Annotated in this window: 35 protein-coding genes; all 35 read right to left on the bottom strand. The window is 55.4% G+C overall.

Annotation, left to right across the window (positions count from 1 at the left end; genetic code table 11):
* Positions 1 to 6: 6 nt before the first annotated feature.
* A complete protein-coding gene (locus EYQ49_07055; protein ID HIG25629.1) occupies positions 7 to 372 on the bottom strand; it encodes a holo-ACP synthase in 366 nt (121 codons plus the stop codon).
* Positions 369 to 3,770, bottom strand: a complete 3,402-nt coding sequence (locus tag EYQ49_07050) for an SIS domain-containing protein (GenBank protein ID HIG25628.1) — start codon at positions 3,768 to 3,770, stop codon at positions 369 to 371. Before EYQ49_07050 ends, EYQ49_07055 begins: the two co-directional genes overlap by 4 nt.
* A 39-nt stretch (positions 3,771 to 3,809) precedes the next feature.
* Positions 3,810 to 5,144, bottom strand: a complete 1,335-nt coding sequence (gene glmM, locus EYQ49_07045; protein ID HIG25627.1) for a phosphoglucosamine mutase — start codon at positions 5,142 to 5,144, stop codon at positions 3,810 to 3,812.
* A gap of 44 nt (positions 5,145 to 5,188) precedes the next feature.
* Positions 5,189 to 5,587 (bottom strand): 30S ribosomal protein S9, encoded by a 399-nt coding sequence (gene rpsI, locus EYQ49_07040; GenBank protein ID HIG25626.1) that lies wholly within the window; start codon positions 5,585 to 5,587, stop codon positions 5,189 to 5,191.
* A 14-nt stretch (positions 5,588 to 5,601) separates the two neighbouring features.
* On the bottom strand, positions 5,602 to 6,054 hold the full coding sequence (gene rplM / locus EYQ49_07035; protein HIG25625.1) for a 50S ribosomal protein L13: 453 nt from the start codon (positions 6,052 to 6,054) through the stop codon (positions 5,602 to 5,604).
* A gap of 107 nt (positions 6,055 to 6,161) precedes the next feature.
* Positions 6,162 to 6,962 carry a tRNA pseudouridine(38-40) synthase TruA gene (gene truA / locus EYQ49_07030; GenBank protein ID HIG25624.1) on the bottom strand — a complete coding sequence of 267 codons (801 nt, stop codon included), beginning with the start codon at positions 6,960 to 6,962 and terminating at the stop codon, positions 6,162 to 6,164.
* An 11-nt stretch (positions 6,963 to 6,973) separates the two neighbouring features.
* Positions 6,974 to 7,327: a 50S ribosomal protein L17 gene (locus EYQ49_07025; protein HIG25623.1), complete on the bottom strand. Its 354-nt coding sequence runs from the start codon at positions 7,325 to 7,327 to the stop codon at positions 6,974 to 6,976.
* A gap of 12 nt (positions 7,328 to 7,339) precedes the next feature.
* Positions 7,340 to 8,278, bottom strand: a complete 939-nt coding sequence (locus EYQ49_07020; protein HIG25622.1) for a DNA-directed RNA polymerase subunit alpha — start codon at positions 8,276 to 8,278, stop codon at positions 7,340 to 7,342.
* Positions 8,279 to 8,329: 51 nt separating this feature from the next.
* Positions 8,330 to 8,947, bottom strand: a complete 618-nt coding sequence (gene rpsD / locus EYQ49_07015) for a 30S ribosomal protein S4 (protein HIG25621.1) — start codon at positions 8,945 to 8,947, stop codon at positions 8,330 to 8,332.
* Positions 8,947 to 9,345 (bottom strand): 30S ribosomal protein S11, encoded by a 399-nt coding sequence (gene rpsK / locus EYQ49_07010; protein ID HIG25620.1) that lies wholly within the window; start codon positions 9,343 to 9,345, stop codon positions 8,947 to 8,949. Before rpsK ends, rpsD begins: the two co-directional genes overlap by 1 nt.
* Positions 9,345 to 9,722 (bottom strand): 30S ribosomal protein S13, encoded by a 378-nt coding sequence (gene rpsM / locus EYQ49_07005; protein ID HIG25619.1) that lies wholly within the window; start codon positions 9,720 to 9,722, stop codon positions 9,345 to 9,347. The genes rpsK and rpsM overlap by 1 nt, the downstream gene beginning before the upstream one ends.
* 8 nt (positions 9,723 to 9,730) lie before the next feature.
* The gene (rpmJ, locus tag EYQ49_07000; protein HIG25618.1) at positions 9,731 to 9,844 is read right to left on the bottom strand and encodes a 50S ribosomal protein L36; all 114 of its coding nucleotides are present in this window, start codon (positions 9,842 to 9,844) and stop codon (positions 9,731 to 9,733) included.
* A gap of 16 nt (positions 9,845 to 9,860) precedes the next feature.
* Positions 9,861 to 10,085: a translation initiation factor IF-1 gene (infA, locus tag EYQ49_06995; protein HIG25617.1), complete on the bottom strand. Its 225-nt coding sequence runs from the start codon at positions 10,083 to 10,085 to the stop codon at positions 9,861 to 9,863.
* 132 nt (positions 10,086 to 10,217) lie between these two features.
* Positions 10,218 to 10,790 carry an adenylate kinase gene (locus EYQ49_06990; GenBank protein ID HIG25616.1) on the bottom strand — a complete coding sequence of 191 codons (573 nt, stop codon included), beginning with the start codon at positions 10,788 to 10,790 and terminating at the stop codon, positions 10,218 to 10,220.
* A gap of 35 nt (positions 10,791 to 10,825) precedes the next feature.
* The gene (secY, locus tag EYQ49_06985) at positions 10,826 to 12,157 is read right to left on the bottom strand and encodes a preprotein translocase subunit SecY (GenBank protein ID HIG25615.1); all 1,332 of its coding nucleotides are present in this window, start codon (positions 12,155 to 12,157) and stop codon (positions 10,826 to 10,828) included.
* Positions 12,158 to 12,185: 28 nt separating this feature from the next.
* Positions 12,186 to 12,671, bottom strand: a complete 486-nt coding sequence (locus EYQ49_06980; protein HIG25614.1) for a 50S ribosomal protein L15 — start codon at positions 12,669 to 12,671, stop codon at positions 12,186 to 12,188.
* On the bottom strand, positions 12,671 to 12,859 hold the full coding sequence (rpmD, locus tag EYQ49_06975; protein ID HIG25613.1) for a 50S ribosomal protein L30: 189 nt from the start codon (positions 12,857 to 12,859) through the stop codon (positions 12,671 to 12,673). The genes EYQ49_06980 and rpmD overlap by 1 nt, the downstream gene beginning before the upstream one ends.
* Positions 12,860 to 12,861: 2 nt before the next feature.
* Complete coding sequence (locus EYQ49_06970; protein HIG25612.1) at positions 12,862 to 13,452, bottom strand: 30S ribosomal protein S5; 591 nt, start codon at positions 13,450 to 13,452, stop codon at positions 12,862 to 12,864.
* Positions 13,452 to 13,814, bottom strand: a complete 363-nt coding sequence (locus EYQ49_06965; GenBank protein ID HIG25611.1) for a 50S ribosomal protein L18 — start codon at positions 13,812 to 13,814, stop codon at positions 13,452 to 13,454. The genes EYQ49_06970 and EYQ49_06965 overlap by 1 nt, the downstream gene beginning before the upstream one ends.
* Positions 13,811 to 14,350 (bottom strand): 50S ribosomal protein L6, encoded by a 540-nt coding sequence (locus EYQ49_06960; GenBank protein ID HIG25610.1) that lies wholly within the window; start codon positions 14,348 to 14,350, stop codon positions 13,811 to 13,813. Before EYQ49_06960 ends, EYQ49_06965 begins: the two co-directional genes overlap by 4 nt.
* A gap of 9 nt (positions 14,351 to 14,359) precedes the next feature.
* Positions 14,360 to 14,764 (bottom strand): 30S ribosomal protein S8, encoded by a 405-nt coding sequence (rpsH, locus tag EYQ49_06955; protein ID HIG25609.1) that lies wholly within the window; start codon positions 14,762 to 14,764, stop codon positions 14,360 to 14,362.
* Between the two features lie 14 nt (positions 14,765 to 14,778).
* On the bottom strand, positions 14,779 to 14,964 hold the full coding sequence (locus EYQ49_06950; GenBank protein ID HIG25608.1) for a type Z 30S ribosomal protein S14: 186 nt from the start codon (positions 14,962 to 14,964) through the stop codon (positions 14,779 to 14,781).
* Positions 14,964 to 15,533 (bottom strand): 50S ribosomal protein L5, encoded by a 570-nt coding sequence (gene rplE, locus EYQ49_06945; GenBank protein ID HIG25607.1) that lies wholly within the window; start codon positions 15,531 to 15,533, stop codon positions 14,964 to 14,966. The genes EYQ49_06950 and rplE overlap by 1 nt, the downstream gene beginning before the upstream one ends.
* Positions 15,526 to 15,840 carry a 50S ribosomal protein L24 gene (locus EYQ49_06940; GenBank protein ID HIG25606.1) on the bottom strand — a complete coding sequence of 105 codons (315 nt, stop codon included), beginning with the start codon at positions 15,838 to 15,840 and terminating at the stop codon, positions 15,526 to 15,528. The genes rplE and EYQ49_06940 overlap by 8 nt, the downstream gene beginning before the upstream one ends.
* Positions 15,841 to 16,209, bottom strand: coding sequence for a 50S ribosomal protein L14 (gene rplN / locus EYQ49_06935; protein ID HIG25605.1), 369 nt, complete (start codon positions 16,207 to 16,209; stop codon positions 15,841 to 15,843). It lies immediately after the preceding gene.
* Complete coding sequence (gene rpsQ, locus EYQ49_06930; GenBank protein HIG25604.1) at positions 16,210 to 16,488, bottom strand: 30S ribosomal protein S17; 279 nt, start codon at positions 16,486 to 16,488, stop codon at positions 16,210 to 16,212.
* Positions 16,488 to 16,721, bottom strand: coding sequence for a 50S ribosomal protein L29 (locus EYQ49_06925; protein HIG25603.1), 234 nt, complete (start codon positions 16,719 to 16,721; stop codon positions 16,488 to 16,490). The genes rpsQ and EYQ49_06925 overlap by 1 nt, the downstream gene beginning before the upstream one ends.
* 2 nt (positions 16,722 to 16,723) lie before the next feature.
* Positions 16,724 to 17,140, bottom strand: coding sequence for a 50S ribosomal protein L16 (gene rplP, locus EYQ49_06920; GenBank protein HIG25602.1), 417 nt, complete (start codon positions 17,138 to 17,140; stop codon positions 16,724 to 16,726).
* 2 nt (positions 17,141 to 17,142) lie between these two features.
* Positions 17,143 to 18,075, bottom strand: coding sequence for a 30S ribosomal protein S3 (gene rpsC, locus EYQ49_06915; GenBank protein ID HIG25601.1), 933 nt, complete (start codon positions 18,073 to 18,075; stop codon positions 17,143 to 17,145).
* Positions 18,075 to 18,791, bottom strand: a complete 717-nt coding sequence (locus EYQ49_06910; GenBank protein ID HIG25600.1) for a 50S ribosomal protein L22 — start codon at positions 18,789 to 18,791, stop codon at positions 18,075 to 18,077. Before EYQ49_06910 ends, rpsC begins: the two co-directional genes overlap by 1 nt.
* Positions 18,791 to 19,069 carry a 30S ribosomal protein S19 gene (rpsS, locus tag EYQ49_06905; GenBank protein HIG25599.1) on the bottom strand — a complete coding sequence of 93 codons (279 nt, stop codon included), beginning with the start codon at positions 19,067 to 19,069 and terminating at the stop codon, positions 18,791 to 18,793. Before rpsS ends, EYQ49_06910 begins: the two co-directional genes overlap by 1 nt.
* 5 nt (positions 19,070 to 19,074) lie before the next feature.
* Positions 19,075 to 19,911 (bottom strand): 50S ribosomal protein L2, encoded by an 837-nt coding sequence (rplB, locus tag EYQ49_06900; protein ID HIG25598.1) that lies wholly within the window; start codon positions 19,909 to 19,911, stop codon positions 19,075 to 19,077.
* Positions 19,912 to 19,913: 2 nt separating this feature from the next.
* Entirely contained in the window at positions 19,914 to 20,204 is a 291-nt protein-coding gene (locus EYQ49_06895) for a 50S ribosomal protein L23 (protein ID HIG25597.1), read from the bottom strand.
* The gene (gene rplD / locus EYQ49_06890) at positions 20,204 to 20,830 is read right to left on the bottom strand and encodes a 50S ribosomal protein L4 (GenBank protein ID HIG25596.1); all 627 of its coding nucleotides are present in this window, start codon (positions 20,828 to 20,830) and stop codon (positions 20,204 to 20,206) included. Before rplD ends, EYQ49_06895 begins: the two co-directional genes overlap by 1 nt.
* Positions 20,827 to 21,471: a 50S ribosomal protein L3 gene (locus tag EYQ49_06885; GenBank protein ID HIG25595.1), complete on the bottom strand. Its 645-nt coding sequence runs from the start codon at positions 21,469 to 21,471 to the stop codon at positions 20,827 to 20,829. The genes rplD and EYQ49_06885 overlap by 4 nt, the downstream gene beginning before the upstream one ends.
* Between the last annotated feature and the right edge of the window lie 265 nt (positions 21,472 to 21,736).

Here is a 21,736-nt window from a genome sequence, read left to right as displayed (position 1 = left end):
ACAGCCTCAAAGAGCCACTGCGATAGCCATAGCGGTGTGTTCGGTATGGCTGAGGGTCAATAACCAACGTTGCACCCCGGCCTGGTGAGCCGCTTGTTGAGCCGTACCGTGGAGCAACAACTCGGGGGCTCCGAATTCGGCTTTTATCACCTCAATGTCGTAGAGGGCAATGGCCCCGAGACCCAAACCAAGAGCTTTTAGCACCGCCTCTTTGGCGGCAAAGCGCGCCGCGTAGCGTTCCGTAGGGTCGTTTCGCCGGTCGGCGTATTCTTGTTCGCCGGGCCGAAAAAGGCGAGTACGGAGCCCCGGGGTACGAGCCAACGATCGGCGAAATCGGTCAATTTCTACGAGGTCAGTACCGATGCCAATCACAACGAAGAGCGCAACCGTTCAGCAAGTGAACCTATGGGGTCAATGAGGAGATCCGTTACCGGTAAGGCGGCCAGCAAACCTTGAGGCAACTCTGATTCGGTTTCACACACCGCATCTTCGATGGCGTCGTAGCGATCGTGGTAACCCCGCAGCACCCCTCGTAAGGATTCTTGATCCAGATGATCGATCATTTCAACGTGAAGCAAGGTCAGCCCGACGGTTTCCGCATCTTTTACTTCGGGCACCAAAACTAGGGTGCGGTCATCTCGGGCGCCTCGGGTTACTAAGACCTCTCGTTCAACCGCTACCCGGTGTTTGGTACCTCGCAGCACGGGGTCAGTGTCGGTTCGTGAGGCTATAGATGTTGAGACCCCACCACGGTCCACGATGGACAAAGTAGGGGTTTCGGTGGCTAAGCCCTGCAAGTGGTAACGGGTAAACCCAACTACTTCAACTACCGCAGGGTCTAGGGATCCCAATAAACGCAGGGTGCGGTAACTCAGCGAGTCTCGGGGAGTGCCGGCGGCCATAACTGCTTGGGCCAAGCGGGCTTCGAGAAGCGTTTCGTCGGTGCGAGAAATACCTACCGTTACCGTTTTGGCTTGATGTTTGATGGCATCAATGGGTCGCGTCAGTTCTTCTATGGCGGTCGTCAATGCACCGGCGAGATCATCTAGTACTAAACCGGGGGTGCCGACTTGACCGTATTGGCTTTGGTAGGCCTCGAGCGGTACGTCCCCTAAGGCGTAGCGAAAGAGCCCCGCTAACCGTACGGCAGTTGAAGCTTCGAGGTGTCCGTTGAGGCGACCCGAACGCAATTCAGAGGAAAAACTTGCTTCGGAGGTCGCTAACACTTGGCTGAGGTCGGCCAGCAGTTCTTCGGTGGGGTCTTGGTCGTTGAGTTGGACCGCTACTTTTTCTATGGCGGCATGGGCCTGACGCAATGGGTCGGCTTGAGCATCAATGGCGCGGGCCGCTTCGTAACCAAAGAGGTGCCCCACCATGGTGGAAAGCACAAATGCTAAACGGGGATGCACCGAGGGCACACGAATAAGGTCCGGGCCGTCTCCGTATTGGCGGGCTTGGGTATCGCAGATCACGATGGGGGCGGCCCGGTGAGCTTGGTAGATCGCTACTTCTTTGGCAACGTCGTCTGCGTTGGAGCCCACCAAACCCGCAGCGCATACCAAGATCATGGGTTCCGAAGAAAGGTCAATGTGTTTTTTGTCTTCGGTGGAGTCGCTAGCGATTGATTTGTAACACAGTTCAGAAAGTTTGATGCGAATTTCTCGCGCCGCAATCAGGTTGCTGCCGCTTCCTACGATGGCCCAGTGGCGGCGCGGCGGGGCGTGGCGTTGCGCTACCTCAGCGATGTGCTGGCGCCCGGCTAATACTTGTTCCATGGCTTCAGGGAGCTCATTGAGGCTCGACAAAACTGCTGACCGGTCAGCGGCCCCGGGGGCGCCGAGAGCGTCAGCCAAACCCACCGCGAGCAAAAACCCCGCGGCGATCTGGGCATAGAACGCTTTGGTGGAGGCCACGCTCATCTCTACGTCTCGTCCGTTGGAGGTGTAAAGCACCCCGTCGGCTCGGTCGGTGAGGTCGCTGTTGCGACGGTTGACGATAGCCACCACGCGAGCCCCTCGGGACCGAGCGAGGTCCACGGTGCGGTTGGTATCGGTGGTGGTCCCCGATTGGCTGATGGCCACCACGAAGGTGTCGGCCATGTCGGGGCGCAAACCGAAGCCCGATAACTCACTGGCCAACTGTGCTTCGACCATTACTCCGGTACCGGCCACTTCAGTTTTTATTGATTCTGCTATTGACTGGGCGGCGATGGCGGCCGTGCCTTGCCCAATAACCGTTATGCGTTTAATGCTTCCGCTGGCCAGGTCCGCTCGTAACGAATCGTTGAGGGTGCTGGAGGATAAACGAACCGCCCACCCTTCTTGTGGGTCGTTTATTAAATGCCCGCGCAGGGTTGTGCGAATAGAGGTCGGGGCTTCGCCGACTTCTTTGAGTAAGTAATGCGGGTGGTCTCCCCGGTCAATATCTCGGGTGGTGATCTCGGCGGTCACCAGTTCTTCGGGCGTTACCGGCAGCGACCGCTCGTCAAACGAACGACGCGCTATCCCTTCAAGTGTGCCGGCGGTTGCCGTATCGATCTCTATAACTTGGCCCCGACTGACCACTGGGTGGTCGGGGTCGGCAGGAAGGTCGCCTTCCATGCGAAGATATTCGGCCGTGACCTCTACCAGCCCGTAGGGTTCGCTGGCCACCACGGTGACGTCTTCGCCAAGTCCAAGATAAAGCGCTTGTCCGCTTCCTCGCAGCGAGAGATACAAGCGCCCGGGGTCGTCGGCCAATGAAGCGGCGATGGCCAGCGAACCTTCAAACGATTGCACGGTACGGCGAAAAGCTTCTGCCGGGGCTACCCCTTGGGCCAGTTGAGCGGCACACAAGGCGGGAACCACTTTGGCATCGGTGGTGATGCCGGCGGCAATAGACAGGTTGTTTTGTTCTCTCAGATCAGCATGGTTGTCAACGTCACCGTTTTGTACTGCCGTCACCAGTGGGGTGATCTGGTCGTCGGCCCGGCCAGAGTCAAGGGGATGCGCGTTGGCTTGGGAAACTACCCCCATGCTGGCCCACCGAGTCTGGCCCAAAATGGTGCCTTGTACTTCCAAGGAAGTAAGCGCTTGGGCCAGTTCTTGGTCGGCTTTTAATGCTTTTCGTAAAACGGCGGTGTTGTCGCCCAGTTCGCCGATCTCTGCTGCTTCTTTCACCACCCAGATCTGTACCCCTTGGGCAGTTTCGTGGGTGGCTCCTGAACGGTAAAGGGCATCAGGAGCGTTGGTTAAATCGGCGCTTTGATGCCCCCAGAGGGTGATTTGCAAGCCAGCCGAATCTCGGCCCCGAACTTCAAGCCGATCTAAGGACCGTAAAGCTTGTTCCACGGAAAGCAGCACCGTTAACCCGGCGGGGCTAGGCGGAAAGTCTGCGGAGGCCAACGAACACACCCCGCGGTAGGTTCCGATGCGGTCTCGACCGAGCGCCCATAAGGCATCACGCATTTCGGTTACTGCATGGTTGACCGCTTCGGGGTCTTTTTCTGCGGCGACTAGTGATTCTTCTATCGGCGACAGGTCCCCCGTCAACAGCATCAGTCGGTCGTAAAGGTGGTCGGCTAACTCGGGGGCCGAGAAAAAAGCCAGCAAACCGGGGCCACCTCGCAAAAGGTGATCAGCCTCTTTGAGCAACCCGGTGGCTTCGGCCAGCGACGGCAGGTCACCTTTTTTAAGCAGTTCTTGGGCTTGGCCCACCAAGGTCAGTATTTCTGAAGCCTCAGGGATGGCCCGCGTTGAAGGGCGACGCAACACGGCGATTATTCCACACATGTTTTACTCCTCTCCAGAGACGGGTCAATAAATATGATTCTAGAGGCTTGAACGGTCAGCGTCTCGGCGCTTTACCTCAGTCGCTAAACTTTTCGCCACGGTGAGCGCTGCTCCTTGGTCCAGAGCTTCCACCATGACCCGTACCAAAGGTTCGGTTCCGGAAGGACGCACCACTACCCGGCCCGCTTGACCAAGCTTCTTTTGAGCGGCTTCGATTGATTCGCCTAACTCGGCTACCAAAACTTCGCCGGGGTTCTGTACCGCGATGTTAAGCAAAACCTGCGGGGCCTTTTGCATGATTTCTTGGGCCCAGGTGCCTAAGTTTTTTTTGTGCCGGCGCACCGCATCCATCACTTGGATACCGGTGAGTAATCCGTCGCCGGTGGTGGCGCGATCAGCAAAAATAATGTGACCTGATTGTTCCCCACCCAAGGTCCACCCGTTTTTGTTTAGGGCGGCCAAGACGTGGCGGTCTCCCACCGGGGTTTCGTAAATACTGATACCGGCTTGGTTCATGGCTTGGCGGAGGCCCAAGTTGGCCATAACCGTGACCACCAGGGTGTCTCCAGCGAGGCGGTCTTGTTCCAAAAGGTCGATCGCACTGAGGGCCAGCAAGAAGTCCCCGTCGAGTAGCGAACCGTCGGCCGCTACGGCCACTACCCGGTCGCCATCTCCGTCAAAGGCCAGCCCGGCGTCGGCTTGATGCTCTACTACTGCTTTTTGTAATGCCTCTGGGTGGTTGGAGCCACACCTTTCGTTGATGTTGCGCCCATCGGGTTGAGCATGTAGCACCGTTACTTGAGCGCCCAGTTGCATAAAAACTTCAGGGGCTACCGCACTCATGGCCCCATGGGCGCAATCTAAAACAAGGTGCAGGCCGGCCAGTGCTTGAGGCTCAACCGAAGCCACCATGGCCTCAAAATAGCGGGCATCGGGGCGGTCAGCCCACTGCCCGGGGTCGAGGCTTTCTTGTTGAGGCGTGCTGTGCCAACTTTCTTCTATGGCGCGTTGGGTGGCGTCGTCGAGTTTGTGCCCTCCGGCGGCAAAAAGCTTTATGCCGTTGTCATGCCAGGGGTTATGGGAAGCGGAAACCACGGCGCCGGCCATTCCCTCTTGGGCTGCGAGGTACGCCACCGCGGGGGTAGGGGCAACTCCCAGCAAAAGTGGAGTCACGCCGCCGGCGGCAAAACCTTCGGCCAATGCTTGCGCCAAAGCTGGGCTAGAGACACGCGTATCGCTCCCAATGATTACTTGGGGGGCGTCAAGATGCTGGGCGGCGGCCTGTCCGAGAGCGCGCACCACTGGGACAGTGAGTTCGGTGTCTGCTCGTCCACGTACCCCATCGGTACCGAAATGCAGAGCCTGATTCGTCATAAGATGACAACAAGATGCGGTGATTTGTTCCGCATCGGTGCCGGTTACCGCTTGGAGTACTGCGGTGCCTTGCGAGCTTTTTTGAGACCGTACTTTTTGGATTCTTTCTTCCGGTCATCACGAGTCAGCAGGCCGGCTTGTTTCAAAGCAGGGCGACGTTCTGGCTCGAGGGTTTCCAAAGCACGAGCAATGCCTAAGCAAAGCGCACCGGCTTGGCCGGCCATGCCGCCACCGTGCAGGGTGGCGTCAATGTCGTATTGACCTTCGGTACCGGTAACCCGCAAAGGCTCCAGGAACTGCAAGCGATGGCTTTCGGTTGGGAAGTAATCTTCCATGGTGCGACCGTTTACGGTCACCGTGGATTCGCCGTCAACGGGGCGAAGGCGCACTCGGGCTACCGCTTGCTTGCGACGTCCGGTGTTTTGGGTAAGAGGTTTTGACATAAAAGGTTCCTCGCTCAGGCTTTACGCGCACGGGCGTGTTCGATGGTCATGGTTTGAGGTGCTTGCGCCTCGTGGGGGTGTTCGCTGCCTCGGTAGACCTTAAGTTTGGTCAACATTTGACGGCCTAAACGGTTCTTGGGGATCATGCCGCTTATCGTCCGACGAACGGCTTCTTCTGGCTTGTCGGCTAAGAAGTCACCGTAGCTGCGGGTACGCAAACCACCGGGGAAACCGGAGTGGTCATAAACTTTTTTGTCTTCGGCTTTAGCACCGGTAAGCACTACTTTGTCGGCGTTGATGATGATCACATGATCGCCGGTATCGAGGTGCGGGGTGAAGATTGGCTTGTGCTTGCCGCGCAGCACCGAAGCTACCTCGGTGGCCAAGCGACCCAAGATGAGACCCTCAGCGTCAACAACGTGCCAGGCACGTTCAATTTCGCTGGCTTTTGGAGTGTACGTAGACACGGAATTACCTTTTTCTTTGATTCGTAAGCGATGAAATAACTAGACTTTTGTGACTCTTTCAACGTGGAGAAACGTGTCTATCCGCGTCTGAGGGCCAGCAGGTAAGGCTACGCCGGTGGTTCACCCTCGGCAACCCGCGCCTCATCAACCTCAAAACTTGGATAACGCACCGACCAGAGGGTCAGGCCATGCGGAGGGGCCAGTGGCCCAGCAAATTGTCGGTCTTGGGCCGCTAAAATTTCCGGAATGCGACGTTCGGCGGTTCTGCCTCGCCCTACATCTACCAAAGTACCCACCACCGCACGCACCATTTGGTGGCAAAAAGATGACGCCGCTATCTCAAACTCCACCACATTATTTTCTAAAGATCGCCAAGAGACTTCTTCTACGTGGCGAATCAAACTGCGCTCTTGGTACCCAGGCTTTGGTGGTGTGCGTTTACAAAATGAAGAAAAATTATGTAAACCCACGAGATGGGCTGCTGCTTTTTCCATCAAGTCAATACGCAAAGGCGTCGAAACATGCCACGCCGTGTTGGCTAAAAAAGGATCCGGGTCGGGTCGGTTCAATATGCGGTAGCGATAACACCGGCCGTTGGCCGAAAAACGTGCATCAAAATCTTTGGGGGCTTCGACTAGTTCGGTGAGGGCGATGGAGGGCTGGCAAAGTCGGTTCAACGAATGGCGGAGTTTTTTTAAGTTCGCATCGTCAGGGGCGTCAAAACTAATGACCTGACCTACCGCATGTACCCCCCGGTCGGTGCGACCGGCACAGGTCAAGGTGATTTCTTGGCCCAGAATTTGAGAAAGATTCGCTGTGAGGTCACCCGCTACCGTGCGAACGTCTTGATTTATAGCAAAACCGTGAAAAGAAGACCCGTCATAAGCAACGGTTCCTCTTACCCGCATGCCGGGTGGGGTCAGACCAGTTCGATCCGAGCCATCGGTGCTTTATCACCGTGGCGAGGGCCGATTTTCAAGATACGGGTGTAACCACCTGAACGATCGGCGTAACGAGGGCCGATTTCATCAAACAGTTTGGCCGTCATTTCTTTGTCACGCATAAACGAAACAACTTGGCGGTGGTTATGCAAACCACCCTTTTTCGCTTTGGTGATCATTTTTTCAGCAATAGGGCGCAAAGCTTTAGCTTTTGCTTCGGTGGTTACGATGGCCTCAGCGGCGATCAGCGAAGCCACCAAATTGGCCATCATTGATTTCTGATGTGCAGCACTACCGCCAAAGCGACGGCCTTTTTTCGGGGTTGCGGGCATAATGTGGTCCTTTTAGTCCCGGGTGGCGAGCGAAAGTCCCCGCTCGTCAAGTTTTTCAATAACTTCGTCCAAAGATTTCTGACCGAAGTTGGTGATGGCCAAAAGGTCATCGTAGGTCTTTCCCAAGAGTTGCCCGATGGTGTCAACCTGGCCACGCTTCAAGCAGTTGCGCGGGCGTTCGGAGAGGTCAAGGTCTTCGATGGGAAGGTCCATATCGGGCGAAGTGCCGCCGATAGGAGCAGCCTCGGCCAATTCAAGGCCTTGAGGTTCATCACTCATTTCTTCGACCAGTTGGACCAAAGCACGCAAGGTGCCGCCTGCAGAAGCCAATGCTTCACGAGGAGAAATGGAACCATCGGTTTCAATTTCCATTACCAAACGGTCATGGTCAGTTGATTGAGCAACCTGCATTGGGTCAACAACGAAGCTCACTCGGCGTACCGGAGAGAACAAAGCATCGATGGGGATAACGCCAATGATGCCGCTTTCGGCGGGGCGCTTAGAGGTTAAGAAACCACGTCCCCGTTCGAAGGTGACTTCAGCCGCCAACCGGCCGCTGTCGTTCAAGGTCGCCAACACGAAGTCAGGGTTCAAAATTTCTAGGTCGGTGTGACCCTCTAAGGCGACCGCGGTTACTTCGCCGGGGCCCCGAGCATCAAGGCGCACGGTTACTGGGTCGTCGCTGTGGCAGGCCACCACAACGTCTTTAAGGTTCAAAATGATGTCTGAGACATCTTCAATCACGCCACCGATGGTGCTGAACTCGTGTTCAGCGTCATCAAAACGTACTTGGGTGATAGCGGCACCGGGAATCGATGACAAAAGGGTACGGCGCAGCGAGTTGCCGAGCGTGTGGCCGAAGCCTGGCTCGAGCGGTCCTACGGCGAACTCTTGCCGATTGCTTTCGGCTTCGCTTATTGCTTCAACACTTGGTCGCTGAATTACCAACATGGGGTTACCTCTGTTACTTCGGGGGAGAGCAAAAAGCTCTAAGGGTTACGGTTACTTGCTGTACAGCTCAACGATGAGCTGTTCACGCACGGGAATATCAATTTGTTCACGCACGGGTACTTCTTTTACGGTGGCTTCGTGTCCGCCATCGGCCACGGTTAGCCAGCCCGGCGATTGGCGATCGAGCACATCAATGTTCCATTGCACAATCACCATGTTGCGAGCTTTGGTGCGCAAGGTGATGACGTCGCCTTTGCGGGCTCGGAAGCTGGGGATGTCTACCCGACGACCGTTTACGTCAATGTGCCCGTGGTTAACCAACTGACGGGCCTGAGGGCGAGTAGCCGCCATTCCCGCACGGTAAACAATGTTATCCAGACGCAACTCCAAGTATTGGAGCATAATTTCGCCGGTAACCCCGTCTTTACGGTTGGCTTCTTGGAAGATTTTGCGGAACTGTTTTTCGGTCAAACCGTAGGTGAAGCGAGCCTTCTGCTTTTCTTGCATTTGGAACAAGTATTCAGATGGGTTGCCTCGACGACGGGTACGGCCGTGTTCCCCTGGTGGGTAAGGGCGCTTATCAAGAGCGACAGTTTCGCCTTTGGTGCCAAAGATGTTTGTGCCTAAGCGTCGAGAGACCCGCGCCTTAGGACCGGTGTAGCGGGACATTAGGCCCTCTTTCGCTTCGATAAACGACATCCATTATGAGGAACAGGTGTCACGTCTTTAATGCCGGTTACTTCGATACCGGTAGTTTGAATAGTGCGGATAGCGGTTTCACGACCCGAGCCAGGGCCACGAACCACAACATCGACTTTGCGTACACCGTGTTCCATTGCTTGACGTGCACACTTTTCGGCAGCCATTTGAGCAGCGAAAGGAGTGGATTTGCGTGAGCCTTTGAAGCCCACGTTGCCCGCCGAAGCCCAAGCCAAGGTGTTGCCACCCTGGTCGGTGATGGTCACGATGGTGTTGTTGAAAGAACTCTTAATGTGCGCCACGCCGTGGGGCACATTCTTGCGTTCCTTTTTACGAGGGCGTCGGCCCCCAGCAGATGCATTAGCCATTACTTAAGAACCTTTTTCTTGTTAGCCACCGTCTTGCGCTTCCCCTTACGGGTCCGAGCGTTGGTGTGGGTGCGCTGACCATGTACAGGCAAACCACGGCGATGCCGTATGCCCTGGTAGCAACCGATATCCATTTTACGTTTGATGTTTTGCGAAATTTCACGACGTAGGTCGCCTTCGACCTTGTAGTTCTCGTCGATGAACGCACGGATTTTAGTGACCTCTTCGTCAGTCAAATCACGCACACGAGCCACCGGGTCTATACCGGTAGCTTCACAAATCTCAACAGCCTTCGTACGACCTACCCCAAAAACATAAGTAAGGGAGATCTGTACTTGCTTATCGCGGGGGACGTCTACGCCCGATATACGTGCCATTTTTACTCCTAGCCCTGCCGCTGCTTATGGCGGGGGTTGCTGCAGATAACCTGCACGCGTCCGTGCCGGCGTATTACCCGGCATTTTTCACAAATTGTTTTTACGCTGGTGCGAACCTTCATAGTGTGTTCTCTGGCTTTACTTGTAGCGGTAGGTGATTCGACCTCGTTGGAGGTCGTAGGGAGAGAGCTCTACTTGTACTCGATCCCCGGGGAGAATGCGGATATAGTGCATCCGCATTTTTCCAGAAATTTTAGCTAGAACGTGATGGCCATTCTCTAGTTCCACTTTAAATTCAGAACCGGGCAACGGTTCAAGAACCGTTCCCTCCATAACAATGGCTTCTTCTTTAGATTTCGTCAGGACTGACCTCCAGGTCAAAATGGGTTCTACACGCACAGAAAGTCCGCGCGGCAGAGCCGAGAGACAACGCTACCGCCGCCCTTGGACATGCCCAACCCGCGAACCGCACCTTGGTACGTGTTTTTAGGCTTTTCATTGCTTATTTCCTTGAGATTCTGTTACTACATGGGCTAATCGGGCAGCTACCTCGTCTTCGGTGCCGTCACCGTCCACTATTTTCAAAATACCTTGGTCGGCAAACAAAGAAAAAAGAGGGGCCGTTTCTTGTTCATAAAGTGACAAACGTTGGGCAATCCCTTCAGGGGAATCGTCCGCACGTCCCCGAGCAACCATGCGCTCGGTCACCACTTCAATCGGTGCATCCAAGTTGATGGCCAAATCGAGGCTGGTCTCGGCTTCTTCTAGCAGGGCATCCAAGGCCGTTGCTTGGGCCGGGGTACGAGGAAAACCATCAAGTAAAAATCCGTTTTGGACAACATCAGGAAGAGCCAATCTTTCGGCCACAATACCGTTGATGATTTCATCAGAAACCAAATCGCCGGCATCCATTACTTCTTGTGCCCGGCGACCAAATTCAGTTCCTTCGGCCACTGCAGCCCGCAGCAAGTCACCGGTCGAGATATGAACGGGGCCAAATGCTTCAACCAAACGGGCGCACTGCGTCCCTTTGCCAGAGCCTTGGCGGCCAAAAATGACCAAACGCACTGGACTCATTAAGAGGCCTCAGCCGTAGCCCAGGGCTACTTGAGGAACCCTTCGTAATTACGCATGGTGAGTTGCGAATCGATCTGCTTCATGGTTTCTAAAGCCACGCCAGCGGCAATCAAAATAGAGATCCCGATGAAACCAAAGCCGGCGGCACCGGAGCCCCCAGAACTACCGACCCCTTGGCTGGTGTCCAAGAAGACGTTAATCAAGATGGAGGGGATAAGCGCTACGGCGGCCAAGAACAAAGCCCCCGGCAGGGTGATGCGGGCCAAGATTTTAGCTAAGTAGCGTTCGGTCTGGTACCCAGGACGAATACCGGGCACGAACCCGCCTTGCTTGCGAATGGTGTCGGCTTGTTTCGCCGGGTCAAAGGTGATGGCCGTATAGAAGTAAGCAAAACCCACCACCATGACCCCGGTAATGGTGAAGTAGAAAACATTATCGGGTTGGGCCAAGTTGTTGTTTATCCATGAGCGGAAACCTTCCCACGGCAACGCAGCAGCGATAAGTACCGGCAGGTACAGCACCGAGGTGGCGAAGATAATGGGGATTACCCCTGCTTGGTTTACCTTCAACGGGATGTAAGTGTTTTGCCCGCCGTACATGCGGCGCCCCACTACACGCTTAGCGAACTGTACGGGGATGCGGCGTTGGCCTTGTTCGACGAAGGTAATAGCGGCGATTAGCGCCATTAACACGGCCAAAACGATAAGCAGCGCCCACACGCCATTTTCGGCATGAATCAGCGATCCCTGCGCCGGGAACCCGCTAATTACCGAAATCATAATGAGCAGCGACATACCGTTACCGATGCCCTTTTGGGTGATCAACTCCCCCATCCACATAAGCAATGCGGTTCCGGCGGCCAAGGTAAGCACCACCATAGAGACCGTACCGATATGGAAGTTCGGCAACAGGTTGGCGCCCGATTGGCCGCTGATGGAGTTTCCGCCATCGTTGAACAAGAAAGCAAAGCTGGTGGCCTGAATAACGGCAATGGAAACGGTTAAGTAACGAGTCCATTGCGTGATTTTGCGTTGACCGACTGCTCCTTGTTGCTGCCATTGCTCAATTTTAGGAACCACCACTCCCAGCACCTGCATGATGATGGAGGCGGTGATGTACGGGGTTACCCCTAAAGCAAAAACGGCAAAGGTGGTAAGAGAACCACCAGAAAACAACTGCAAGAAGGCCAAAACGCCGCCCTGGTTGGCCCGGTCACGGAGCAACTGGACCTGTTCGACGTCAATGCCGGGGGCGGGAATGAACGCACCCACCCGGTACAGCACAATCATGAGCAAGGTAAACAAAATCCGCTTACGCAGATCGGCAACCCGGAACATGTTCAGCATGCTGGCCAGCACGTTGGTCTCCTTGTCTTAAGTGGTTGGGTTAGCGGTTCATGTGCGCATTGCCGCTGGAAGGCGGACGCACGGAGAACGGCAGAGGAAGTTTTTCAAGCGAACCGCCAGCGGCGGTAATGGCTGCTTCAGCAGAAGCAGACCAAGCGTGGGCATGCACGGTCACCGCACGGGTGATTTCACCACGGCCTAAGACCTTGATGAGTGCGCCTTTGCTTACCAACCCTTGGGCCAACAAGGCTTCGGGGGTGGCTTCGGTAAGCCCTGACTCTTCAATGGTGTCAAGGTTTACTGCTTGGTATTCAACACGGAAGGGGTTTTTGAAACCACGCAACTTCGGAATGCGCTGGTGCAACGGTTGTTGACCGCCTTCGAAACCAACGCGTACCTTGCTGCGAGCCCGTTGGCCCTTGGAGCCACGGCCGGCAGTTTTACCGCCCTTGCCGCCAATACCGCGTGCGACCCGTTTGCGGCGTTTGCGCGAACCAGGTGCTGGGGTGAGATCATGAACCTTCATTAGTTGACCTCCTCAACCTTGATGAGGTGTGGAACGCGAGCAATCATGCCGCGAATTTCGCCTCGATCAGGAAGGGTGTTACTTTGACCGATTTTTCCGATGCCCAAAGCGCGCAGGGTACCCCGCTGTTTGGGTTTAGAACCGATGGCTGACCGCACTTGGGTCACCCGGATTTCTTTTTCTGCCATGACTAGGCTTCCTCGTCTTCGTCATCAGACGATTGGGGGGCGTCGATACCGGCTTCGGTGCGGCGGTAAGCCTCCAACAAAGCACCTGGTACGAAAGTTTCTGGGTCTAGGCCTCGCAAACGAGCGATTTCGTCAGGGCGGCGTAGCGCAGCTAAACCAGCAATGGTGGCTCGAGCCACGTTGATGTGGTTAGGGGAACCCAATGATTTACACAAAACATCGTGGATGCCTGCTTCTTCCAAAATGGCCCGTGCAGCACCACCAGCGATTACGCCGGTACCTGGAGCGGCGGGTTGCAAAAGCACCCGTCCGCCGCCAGAAATACCCAACACTTTATGCACGATGGTTGAGCCGGCCATAGCGACGGTAGCCAAGTTGCGTTTCGCTTCTTCGGTACCTTTTTGAATAGCCAACGGCACTTCTTTTGCTTTGCCGTAGCCCAAACCTACTTGGCCCGCACCATCACCGATAACTACCAAAGCAGTAAAAGAAAAGCGTCGACCGCCCTTTACTACTTTGGCTACTCGGTTGATGTGAATGACTCGTGATTCACGGAGTCCGGAATCATCGATTTTAGGGGATTGTGTAGCCACTAGAACTCCAGTCCAGCTTGACGAGCGGCGTCGGCCAATGCGGCGACCCGACCATGATAGATGTAACCGCCACGATCAAATACCACAGTGTCTATTCCTGCTTCTTTGGCTCGTTCGGCAATGATGCGTCCTACTTCTTGGGCTGCAGCAACCCCGGTGATGCCATCGGCAACCCCTACTTGTTGGCTGGAGGCCGCTACCAAGGTATGTCCAGCCTGGTCGTCGATGACCTGAGCTGAAATATTTGAAGCCGACCGAAATACCGCCAAACGTGGGCGCTGCGAGGTGCCCGAAACGGATTTACGAATTCGACGATGGCGACGCAAACGCGCCGCCCGCCGGTCAATAGTTTGTGCGCTCACTTGGCTGCCTTTCCGGCCTTGCGGACTACATGCTCACCGAGGTACCGCACCCCTTTGCCTTTGTAAGGCTCAGGCTTGCGATACGAACGAATATCTGCGGCTACTTGACCGACCAATTGCTTGTCGATGCCCGAGATAATGATCCGTGTCGGTTCAGGAATATCAAAGGTGATGCCGTCAGGGGCCTTCACCGCGATGGGATGGCTAAAACCGAGTTGCAACTCAAGGGCACTATCGCCTTTGGGAAGCGCACGGTAACCAACGCCAATAATCTGTAGTTCTTTTGAATAACCCTCGGTTACCCCGATGACCATGTTGTTGATCAAAGAGCGGGTTAACCCGTGAAGCGCACGGTTGGTGCGTTCGTCGTCGGGGCGTTCAACAAGAACCTCTTCGCCTTCTTTGCGGACGGTAATGGCGCCGGGTACTTCGATGTCTAAGGCGCCTTTAGGGCCTTTGACTTCGATTTTGCGACCATCAACACCAACGTCAACCCCTGAAGGGATAACAATGGGGGCTTTACCAATACGTGACATGTGGTTCTCCTACCAGACGAAGCAGAGGACCTCGCCACCCATTCGGCGGCGGCGGGCCTCTCGGTCGCTCATCAGGCCCTTGCTGGTGCTGATCACGGCAACGCCGAGACCACCCAAAACACGGGGAATTTCAGTGGACTTTGAGTACACCCGTAGACCGGGAGTTGATACTCGTTTTACTCCGCTAATGACCCGTTCGCGGTCTGCGGAGTATTTCATGGTGATGGAGAGTTTCTGGCCGGGGCCTTCGGAGCTATCGGCGACGTCGAAGCCGACGATATATCCCTCTTCTTTGAGCATGGTGGCCAGGGCCACTTTTTGTTTAGATGACGGCATGGACACCCCGGCGTGCATCGCCGTATTGGCGTTACGAATGCGGGTGAGCATGTCGGCTACTGGATCGGTCATAGTCATATCAGTTGCCTCCTCTACCAGCTCGACTTAGTAAGCCCGGGGATTTCGCCCTTATGGGCCATTTCCCGCAAGCAAATGCGACACAAGTTAAAGGCACGGTAAACCGAGCGGGGGCGGCCACAGCGGCGACACCGCGTGTAAGCCCGAACTTTAAACTTGGGGGTCTTTTGTTGTTTGTTGACCAGTGCTTTTTTGGCCATTACTTCACCTCTTGTCGGAAGGGGAACTTGAACGCATCAAGCAGCGCCCGTCCTTCTTCATCTGTGTTGGCGGTCGTCACGATGGTGATGTCCATTCCTCGGGTTCGGTCTACTTTGTCGTAGTCGATTTCGGGGAAGATCAATTGTTCGGTTACCCCGAACGTGTAGTTTCCGTGGCCGTCGAATGACCGAGGGTTTAGGCCTCGGAAGTCGCGGATGCGGGGGATGGCCAGGGTCATCAAACGGTCGAAGAATTCGTACATTCGTTCGCCTCGTAAGGTGACTTTGGTACCGATGGCCTGACCTTCGCGTAAGCGGAAGTTAGAGATCGATACTTTGGCTTTGGTAATCAAAGGCTTTTGGCCTGAGATGGTTGTGAGGTCCGAAACAGCACCGTCAATCAACTTGGATTGCTGGGTTGCTTCGCCGACGCCCATGTTGATGACAATTTTTGTCAACTTGGGTACCTGCATGATGTTGACTAGGCCAAGATCGGTTTGTAGTTGTGGGCGAAGTTCCTTTTGAAAACGGTCGCTCAAACGTTCTGCGGTTGTAAGTGCCTCAACCATCGAGATCAACTCCTGTTCGTCGGCATACTCGTACTTTGTCACCGGTGTCGGTGAAGCGGTAGCCGATGCGGGTGGGCTGGCCGTCGCTGGGGCTTAGTACCGCCACGTTTGACACGTGGATCGGCATGGCCTTGTCAATGATGCCGCCTTGCATGGTGGCCGAAGTGGGTTTTTGATGACGCTTGGCCATGTTTACCCCTTCGATGAGTACTTTGTCTTCAGTAGGGAAAGCTTGCGTAACCGAGCCTTCACGGCCACGATCTTTACCCGACAAAACACGCACTTTGTCGCCTTTACGGATTCTCATTTAGAGCACCTCCGGGGCCAAAGAAACGATGCGCATGAACTTCTTGTCGCGAAGTTCACGACCCACGGGGCCGAAGATTCGGGTGCCACGGGGCTGCATTTGATCGTTGATAAGTACGGCGGCGTTTTCGTCGAACCGAATGTAAGAACCGTCAGCACGACGGCGTTCTTTTTTGGTACGAACAACAACGCACTTCACTACTTCACCCTTTTTTACGGCGGCGCCTGGGTTGGCGTCTTTTACGGTCGCTACGAAAACGTCACCAATGCCGGCGTAACGGCGGCGTGAGCCACCTAACACCTTGATGCACAGCACTTCGCGAGCGCCGGAGTTGTCAGCCACCCGAAGGCGGGATTCTTGCTGGATCATTTACTTAGCCCTCTCCAAAATTTCAAGCAGGCGCCAACGCTTCAACTTGGAGAGCGGGCGGGTTTCTTGTACCCGCACTCGGTCACCAGTCTTTAGTTCGTTGGCTTCATCATGGACATGCAGTTTCTTCGACCGTTGTACCGTTTTGGAGTAGCGGCGGTGCCGTACTCGGTCGGTGATCTTTACTACTGCGGTTTTGTCAGAGCCGTCAGAAACGACCACTCCCTCGCGAATTTTGCGAGCATTAAACCGTGCTTCTGTTGTCTCGTTCTCAGCCATTAGTTGGCTACCTCCTGGTCAGCAGCCATTTCTTCGGCTGCTACAATTTCTCGGGCTCGGAGTTCAGTCATGACTCGAGCAACACTTTTTTTAACCTCGCCCAAGCGGGCGTAGTTTTCTAATTGGCCGGTGACCAACTGAAAGCGCAGGTTAAAGAGTTCTTCTTTTGCTTCACCAAGCTGTTCGATAAGGTCGGTTTCGCCAAGATCGGCTAAAGATTTTTTGCGAGCCATGATTAAAAGCCCTCCTCACGCTTAAGGAAGCGTGCTTTAATGGGCAATTTTTGAATGGCCCGGTCCATAGCCTCACGGGCTACCGTTTCGTCGCTGTAGGACAGCTCAAAAAGTATGCGACCCGGCTTAACAACAGCTACCCAGCCTTCAACGTTGCCCTTGCCGGAACCCATCCGGGTTTCCGCAGGTTTTTGCGTTACTGGCTTGTCGGGGAATACGTTGATCCAGACCTTGCCGCCACGCTTGATGTGACGGGTCATGGCGATACGGGCCGCTTCGATTTGTCGAGCGGTAATCCACCCTGGTTCCAAAGCTTGGATTCCGTATTCGCCGAAAGTGATTTCGGTCATTCCCTTGCTCAACCCACGAGTACGACCTCGGTGGTGTTTGCGGTGGGCAACTTTCTTAGGCATCAACATGATCAGTCACTATCTCCGGGACGAAAGTTCGGCGTTTCGTTTTGTTCTTGAGTCGAAAGCTCAATGGCCTCTTCTTCAGCCAGGAGCTTTTCAAAAGCAGCGTCGCCTTCTTTGACCAGTGGGGTCGCTTCAATAATCTTGGCGGTTTCTTCGGCCTCGGTGGTTTCTGCTTCGCTTGTTGCGTCAGGGCGGCGGCGAGCAGCGGCGGCCGATGAAACAACGGTGCGTGGAGTATTGGGGGTTGCGGCGTCGCCCACAGCCATTGCTGCTTCGCGGGTGGCTTTATCGTCGGCCACTGCTTTGTAAGGCAGAATGTCTCCCTTGTAAATCCATACTTTTACTCCGATGCGCCCGTAGGTGGTGCGGGCTTCGCGGAAGCCGTAGTCGATGTCGGCTCGTAAGGTGTGCAACGGCACTCGGCCTTCGCGGTACCACTCGGTACGAGCCATTTCTGCGCCGCCCAATCGACCAGAGCATTGGATACGGATACCCAAGGCGCCAGCTTTTTGTGCGTTTTGTACTGCTCGTTTCATAGCCCGGCGAAAGGCGATACGTCCTACCAGTTGGTCGGCCACGCCTTGGGCGATCAAGGTGGCGTCCATCTCTGGTTCTTTGATTTCTTGAATGTTGAGGGCTACCCGGTTGTTGCCGGTTATTTTGCCCAAACCGCCGCGCAAACGGTCCGCTTCGGCACCTTTACGGCCGATCACGATGCCGGGGCGTGCGGTATGTACGTCCACCCGAATCTTGTCGCGGGTTCGTTCAACTTCTACTCGACTAATTGCCGCATGGGGCAATTCCTCAAGCAAGTATTCACGAATTTTCCAGTCTTCAATGACGTTGTCGGCGTACTCTTGGCGGGTTGCGAACCAACGAGACTTCCAGTCCGTGGTGATGCCCAAGCGAAAGCCGTAGGGGTTTACCTTCTGGCCCATTATTTGGCCTCTTCCTCGGTATCCGATGCCTCTTCGCTGGCTTCGGTGTCTTCGATTTCTTCCGCTTCGGCTTCTGCCGAGTCGTCTGCTTCTTCAGTGGTTTCAGCGGCCTCTTCTTCGGCTGCTACTTCTTCAACCACTTCTTGAGAAACAACTTCTTCGTTTTCTTCGGTCTCTGTGCCTTCGGCCTCGGCGGCTTCTGCTTCAGCTTCTGCCGCAGCAGCGGCTTCTGCTTCTGCTTCTGCGGAGGCTCGGCTGCGTTCTACCCGCTGGCGGCGAGCTTCGGCGGCCTGGTTGCTGGCGCCAGAACGACCGCGTGCTTCGTTACGTTCTTGCTGTTCGGCTATTTGTTCAGGGGTGTAGCGGCCCACGATGATGGTGATGTGGCAGGTGCGCTTGCGAATCGGGGTAGCCCGGCCGCGTGCTCGAGGGCGCCACCGCTTTAAGGTGGGCCCAACGTCGGCGTAGCAAGAAGAAACAAAGAGTTCTTCTGCGGGGATGCCGTCGTTGTGCTCGGCGTTAGCCACTGCGGAGTCCAAGCCTTTGGCGATTATTTCCGCCACGCTGCGTTCGGAGAAAGCCAAAATTTCGGCAGCCGCTCCGTAGGACTGGCCACGAATCAAGTCAAGTACTGCACGGGCTTTTGAAGCAGAAACCCGCACGTGACGGACAACTGCCCGGGTCCCGGGGCGTTCGTTGGTTTTGGTAGCGACCATTAGCGTTCCACGCTCTTTTCTTGTCCAGCGTGGTGCCGGAAGGTACGGGTAGGGGCAAACTCACCGAGTTTGTGACCGATCATGGCTTCGGTAATGAATACCGGAACATGCTTACGGCCGTCATGTACGGCCACGGTGTGGCCGATCATGTCGGGGATAATGGTGGAGCGACGGGACCAAGTCTTGATGACTTTTTTGTCGCCAGATTCATTTAACACATCTACCTTTTTGAGGAGATGGTCGTCCACAAAGGGACCTTTTTTTAGGCTGCGTGGCATGGTTCCTACCTTCGCGATCCACGACGTCGACGACGACGCACGATCAACTTGTCTGATGGCTTCTTGCGTGAACGGGTACGGCCTTCTGGCTTACCCCAAGGAGAGACCGGGTGACGACCACCGGAGGTCTTTCCTTCACCACCACCGTGAGGGTGGTCGACCGGGTTCATGGCTACACCACGGGTTTGTGGGCGAACGCCCTTCCAGCGGTTACGGCCGGCTTTACCGATCTTGGTGAGTTCGTGTTCTTGGTTACCGACTTCGCCAACGGTGGCTCGGCAATCAATGGGGACACGGCGCATTTCGGTGCTGGGCAGACGCAAGGTGGCGTAATCGCCTTCCTTAGCTACTAACTGCACGCTGGCGCCAGCGCTACGAGCCATTTTGCCGCCACCCATGGGGTACATCTCGATGTTGTGCACCGTGGTACCGACGGGGATGTAACGCAAAGGAAGTGCGTTGCCTGGTTTTATTTCTGAACCTTGGCCGGAGAACAAGGTTTCGCCGACTTTGACACCTTTAGGGGCCAAGATGTAACGCTTTTCGCCGTCATGGTAGTGCAAGAGCAAAATGCGGCAACTGCGGTTGGGGTCGTATTCAACGGCCGCCACTTTTGCGGGAATGCCGTCCTTGTTGCGACGGAAATCGATAATGCGGTACTGCTGTTTGTGGCCGCCACCACGGTGACGAGCTGTTTTACGACCGTAGTTGTTGCGGCCACCGGTGGAGATCTGGGATTCGGTCAATGAGCGTTCGGGACGGGTCTTGGTGATTTCAGAGAAATCGGAGACGGTCTGGAATCGGCGACCAGGACTGGTGGGCTTACGTTTACGCTGCGCCATGGTTAGACCTCAAACAATTCGATGGAGTCGCCCTCTACCAGGGTGACATAGGCTCGCTTAACGTCGGCTCGTTTGCCGAAGGTGCCGGTGCGGCGGTTACGTTTGCGCTTGCCTTTTCGGTTCAAGGTGTTGACCTTGAGTACTTTTACGTCGAACACTGTTTCAATAGCGTCACGAATTTCAGGTTTAGAAGCTGACTTGTGAACCACAAAGGCGTACACGTTGTCTTCTAAAAGGCCGTAGGACTTTTCTGAGACCACCGGCTTGATAATGACGTCGCGTGGGTCTTTCATTATGCGTCTTCTTTCTGCGCCGTGGTGGGCAAGGTGGCTTGAGTGAAGATCACCCAATCGCTTACCAACACGTCGTAGGCGTTCAGTTCTCCAGAGCTAATTACATGCACCTGGGGAAGGTTGGAGAAGCTTTTCCATGCGTTCTTGTCGTCGCGGTCCAAAACAACCAGCGAACGTCCTTCAACACCCAAATTGGACAGTGCCGCAATGGCGGCCTTGGTGCTTGGTGCATCAAAGCCCCAAGTGTCGAGTACGAGAACCTTGTTATCGCTTGCTCGGTCGGACAATGCAGAGCGCAGAGCTAAGCCGATCATTTTCTTGGGGGTTTTTTGGGCATAGCTACGAGGCTTAGGGCCAAGGGCTACACCACCACCGCGCCATTGTGGCGACCGGATGGAGCCTTGACGGGCTCGACCAGTACCTTTTTGGGCCCAAGGCTTAGCACCACCACCGCGAACCTCGGCTCGGGTTTTGGTGCTTTGAGTGCCGCGTCGGCGTGCAGCCAACTGGGCGGTTACTACTTGGTGCATTACCGCCATGTTGGGTTCAATGCCAAAAGTGGTTTCATCAAGATCAACGGAGCCGGTTGAGGCGCCGTGACAATCGTGCAAGGTCACGCTAGTCATGACTGGCCTCCCTTAACGGCGTTGCGTATGAGAACCGTTGCGCCTCGTGGCCCCGGTACAGAACCTCGTACCAAAAGAATTTCGCGCTCAGCGTCAGCTTCTACGACTTGTAAGTTCAAGGTGGTGGTTTTTTGGTTACCCATGCGACCTGGCATGCGCTTTCCTTTGAAAACGCGAGAAGGCGTGGCGCATTGGCCAATTGCTCCAGGTTTACGGTGCGCTTTGTGCACGCCGTGGGAAGCAGACAAACCGGCGAAGCCGTGGCGTTTCATAGCGCCAGCAAAGCCTTTACCGCGGCTTACCGCAGTGACGTCAACCAGACCAGATTCGGCCAACATGTCGACGGTGATTTCTTGGCCGACTTCGTAGCCACTCACATCGTCGATGCGGAGTTCTACCAGTTCGAGGCCAGCTTCTACGCCGGCGCCGGCAAAGTGTCCGGCTTCTGGCTGGGTGAGTTTGGCGGCGTCTCGTTGACCGTAGGTCACTTGGAGAGCGCTGTACCCATCTCGTTCTTGGGTTTTTACTTGGACGACGCGGTTGGTGCGAACACGAAGCACAGTAACGGGGACGACGCGATTGTCTTCGTCCCACACCTGTGTCATGCCGACCTTTTCGCCGACGATTGCTTTGTTGGCCATGATGGCTCCTGCGAGTTTTGTCATCATGAGCACCCCTGTTGGGCACTCAAGCGGACGCTCCGTGCAGGCATGGTGCCCGACGGAGCGGAGATTCGGTTGTGTCGTCTGGTTCCTTAGCGCTTCTTGCGAAACGTTTCAGGCCTATCCGAACGTCAATTGACACGCCTTGGGACCCTCCCAATAGACGCAGAAGGACAATACTATAAGGTAAACGCGCTCCACCACAACGCGAGAGGCAGAGGTATCCCTCAAGAGCCATCGTCGC

This window comes from Acidimicrobiia bacterium (assembly GCA_012959995.1).
Classification (GTDB): Bacteria; Actinomycetota; Acidimicrobiia; order Acidimicrobiales; family MedAcidi-G1; genus MedAcidi-G2B.
This window is presented reverse-complemented; position numbering and strand designations above follow the sequence as displayed.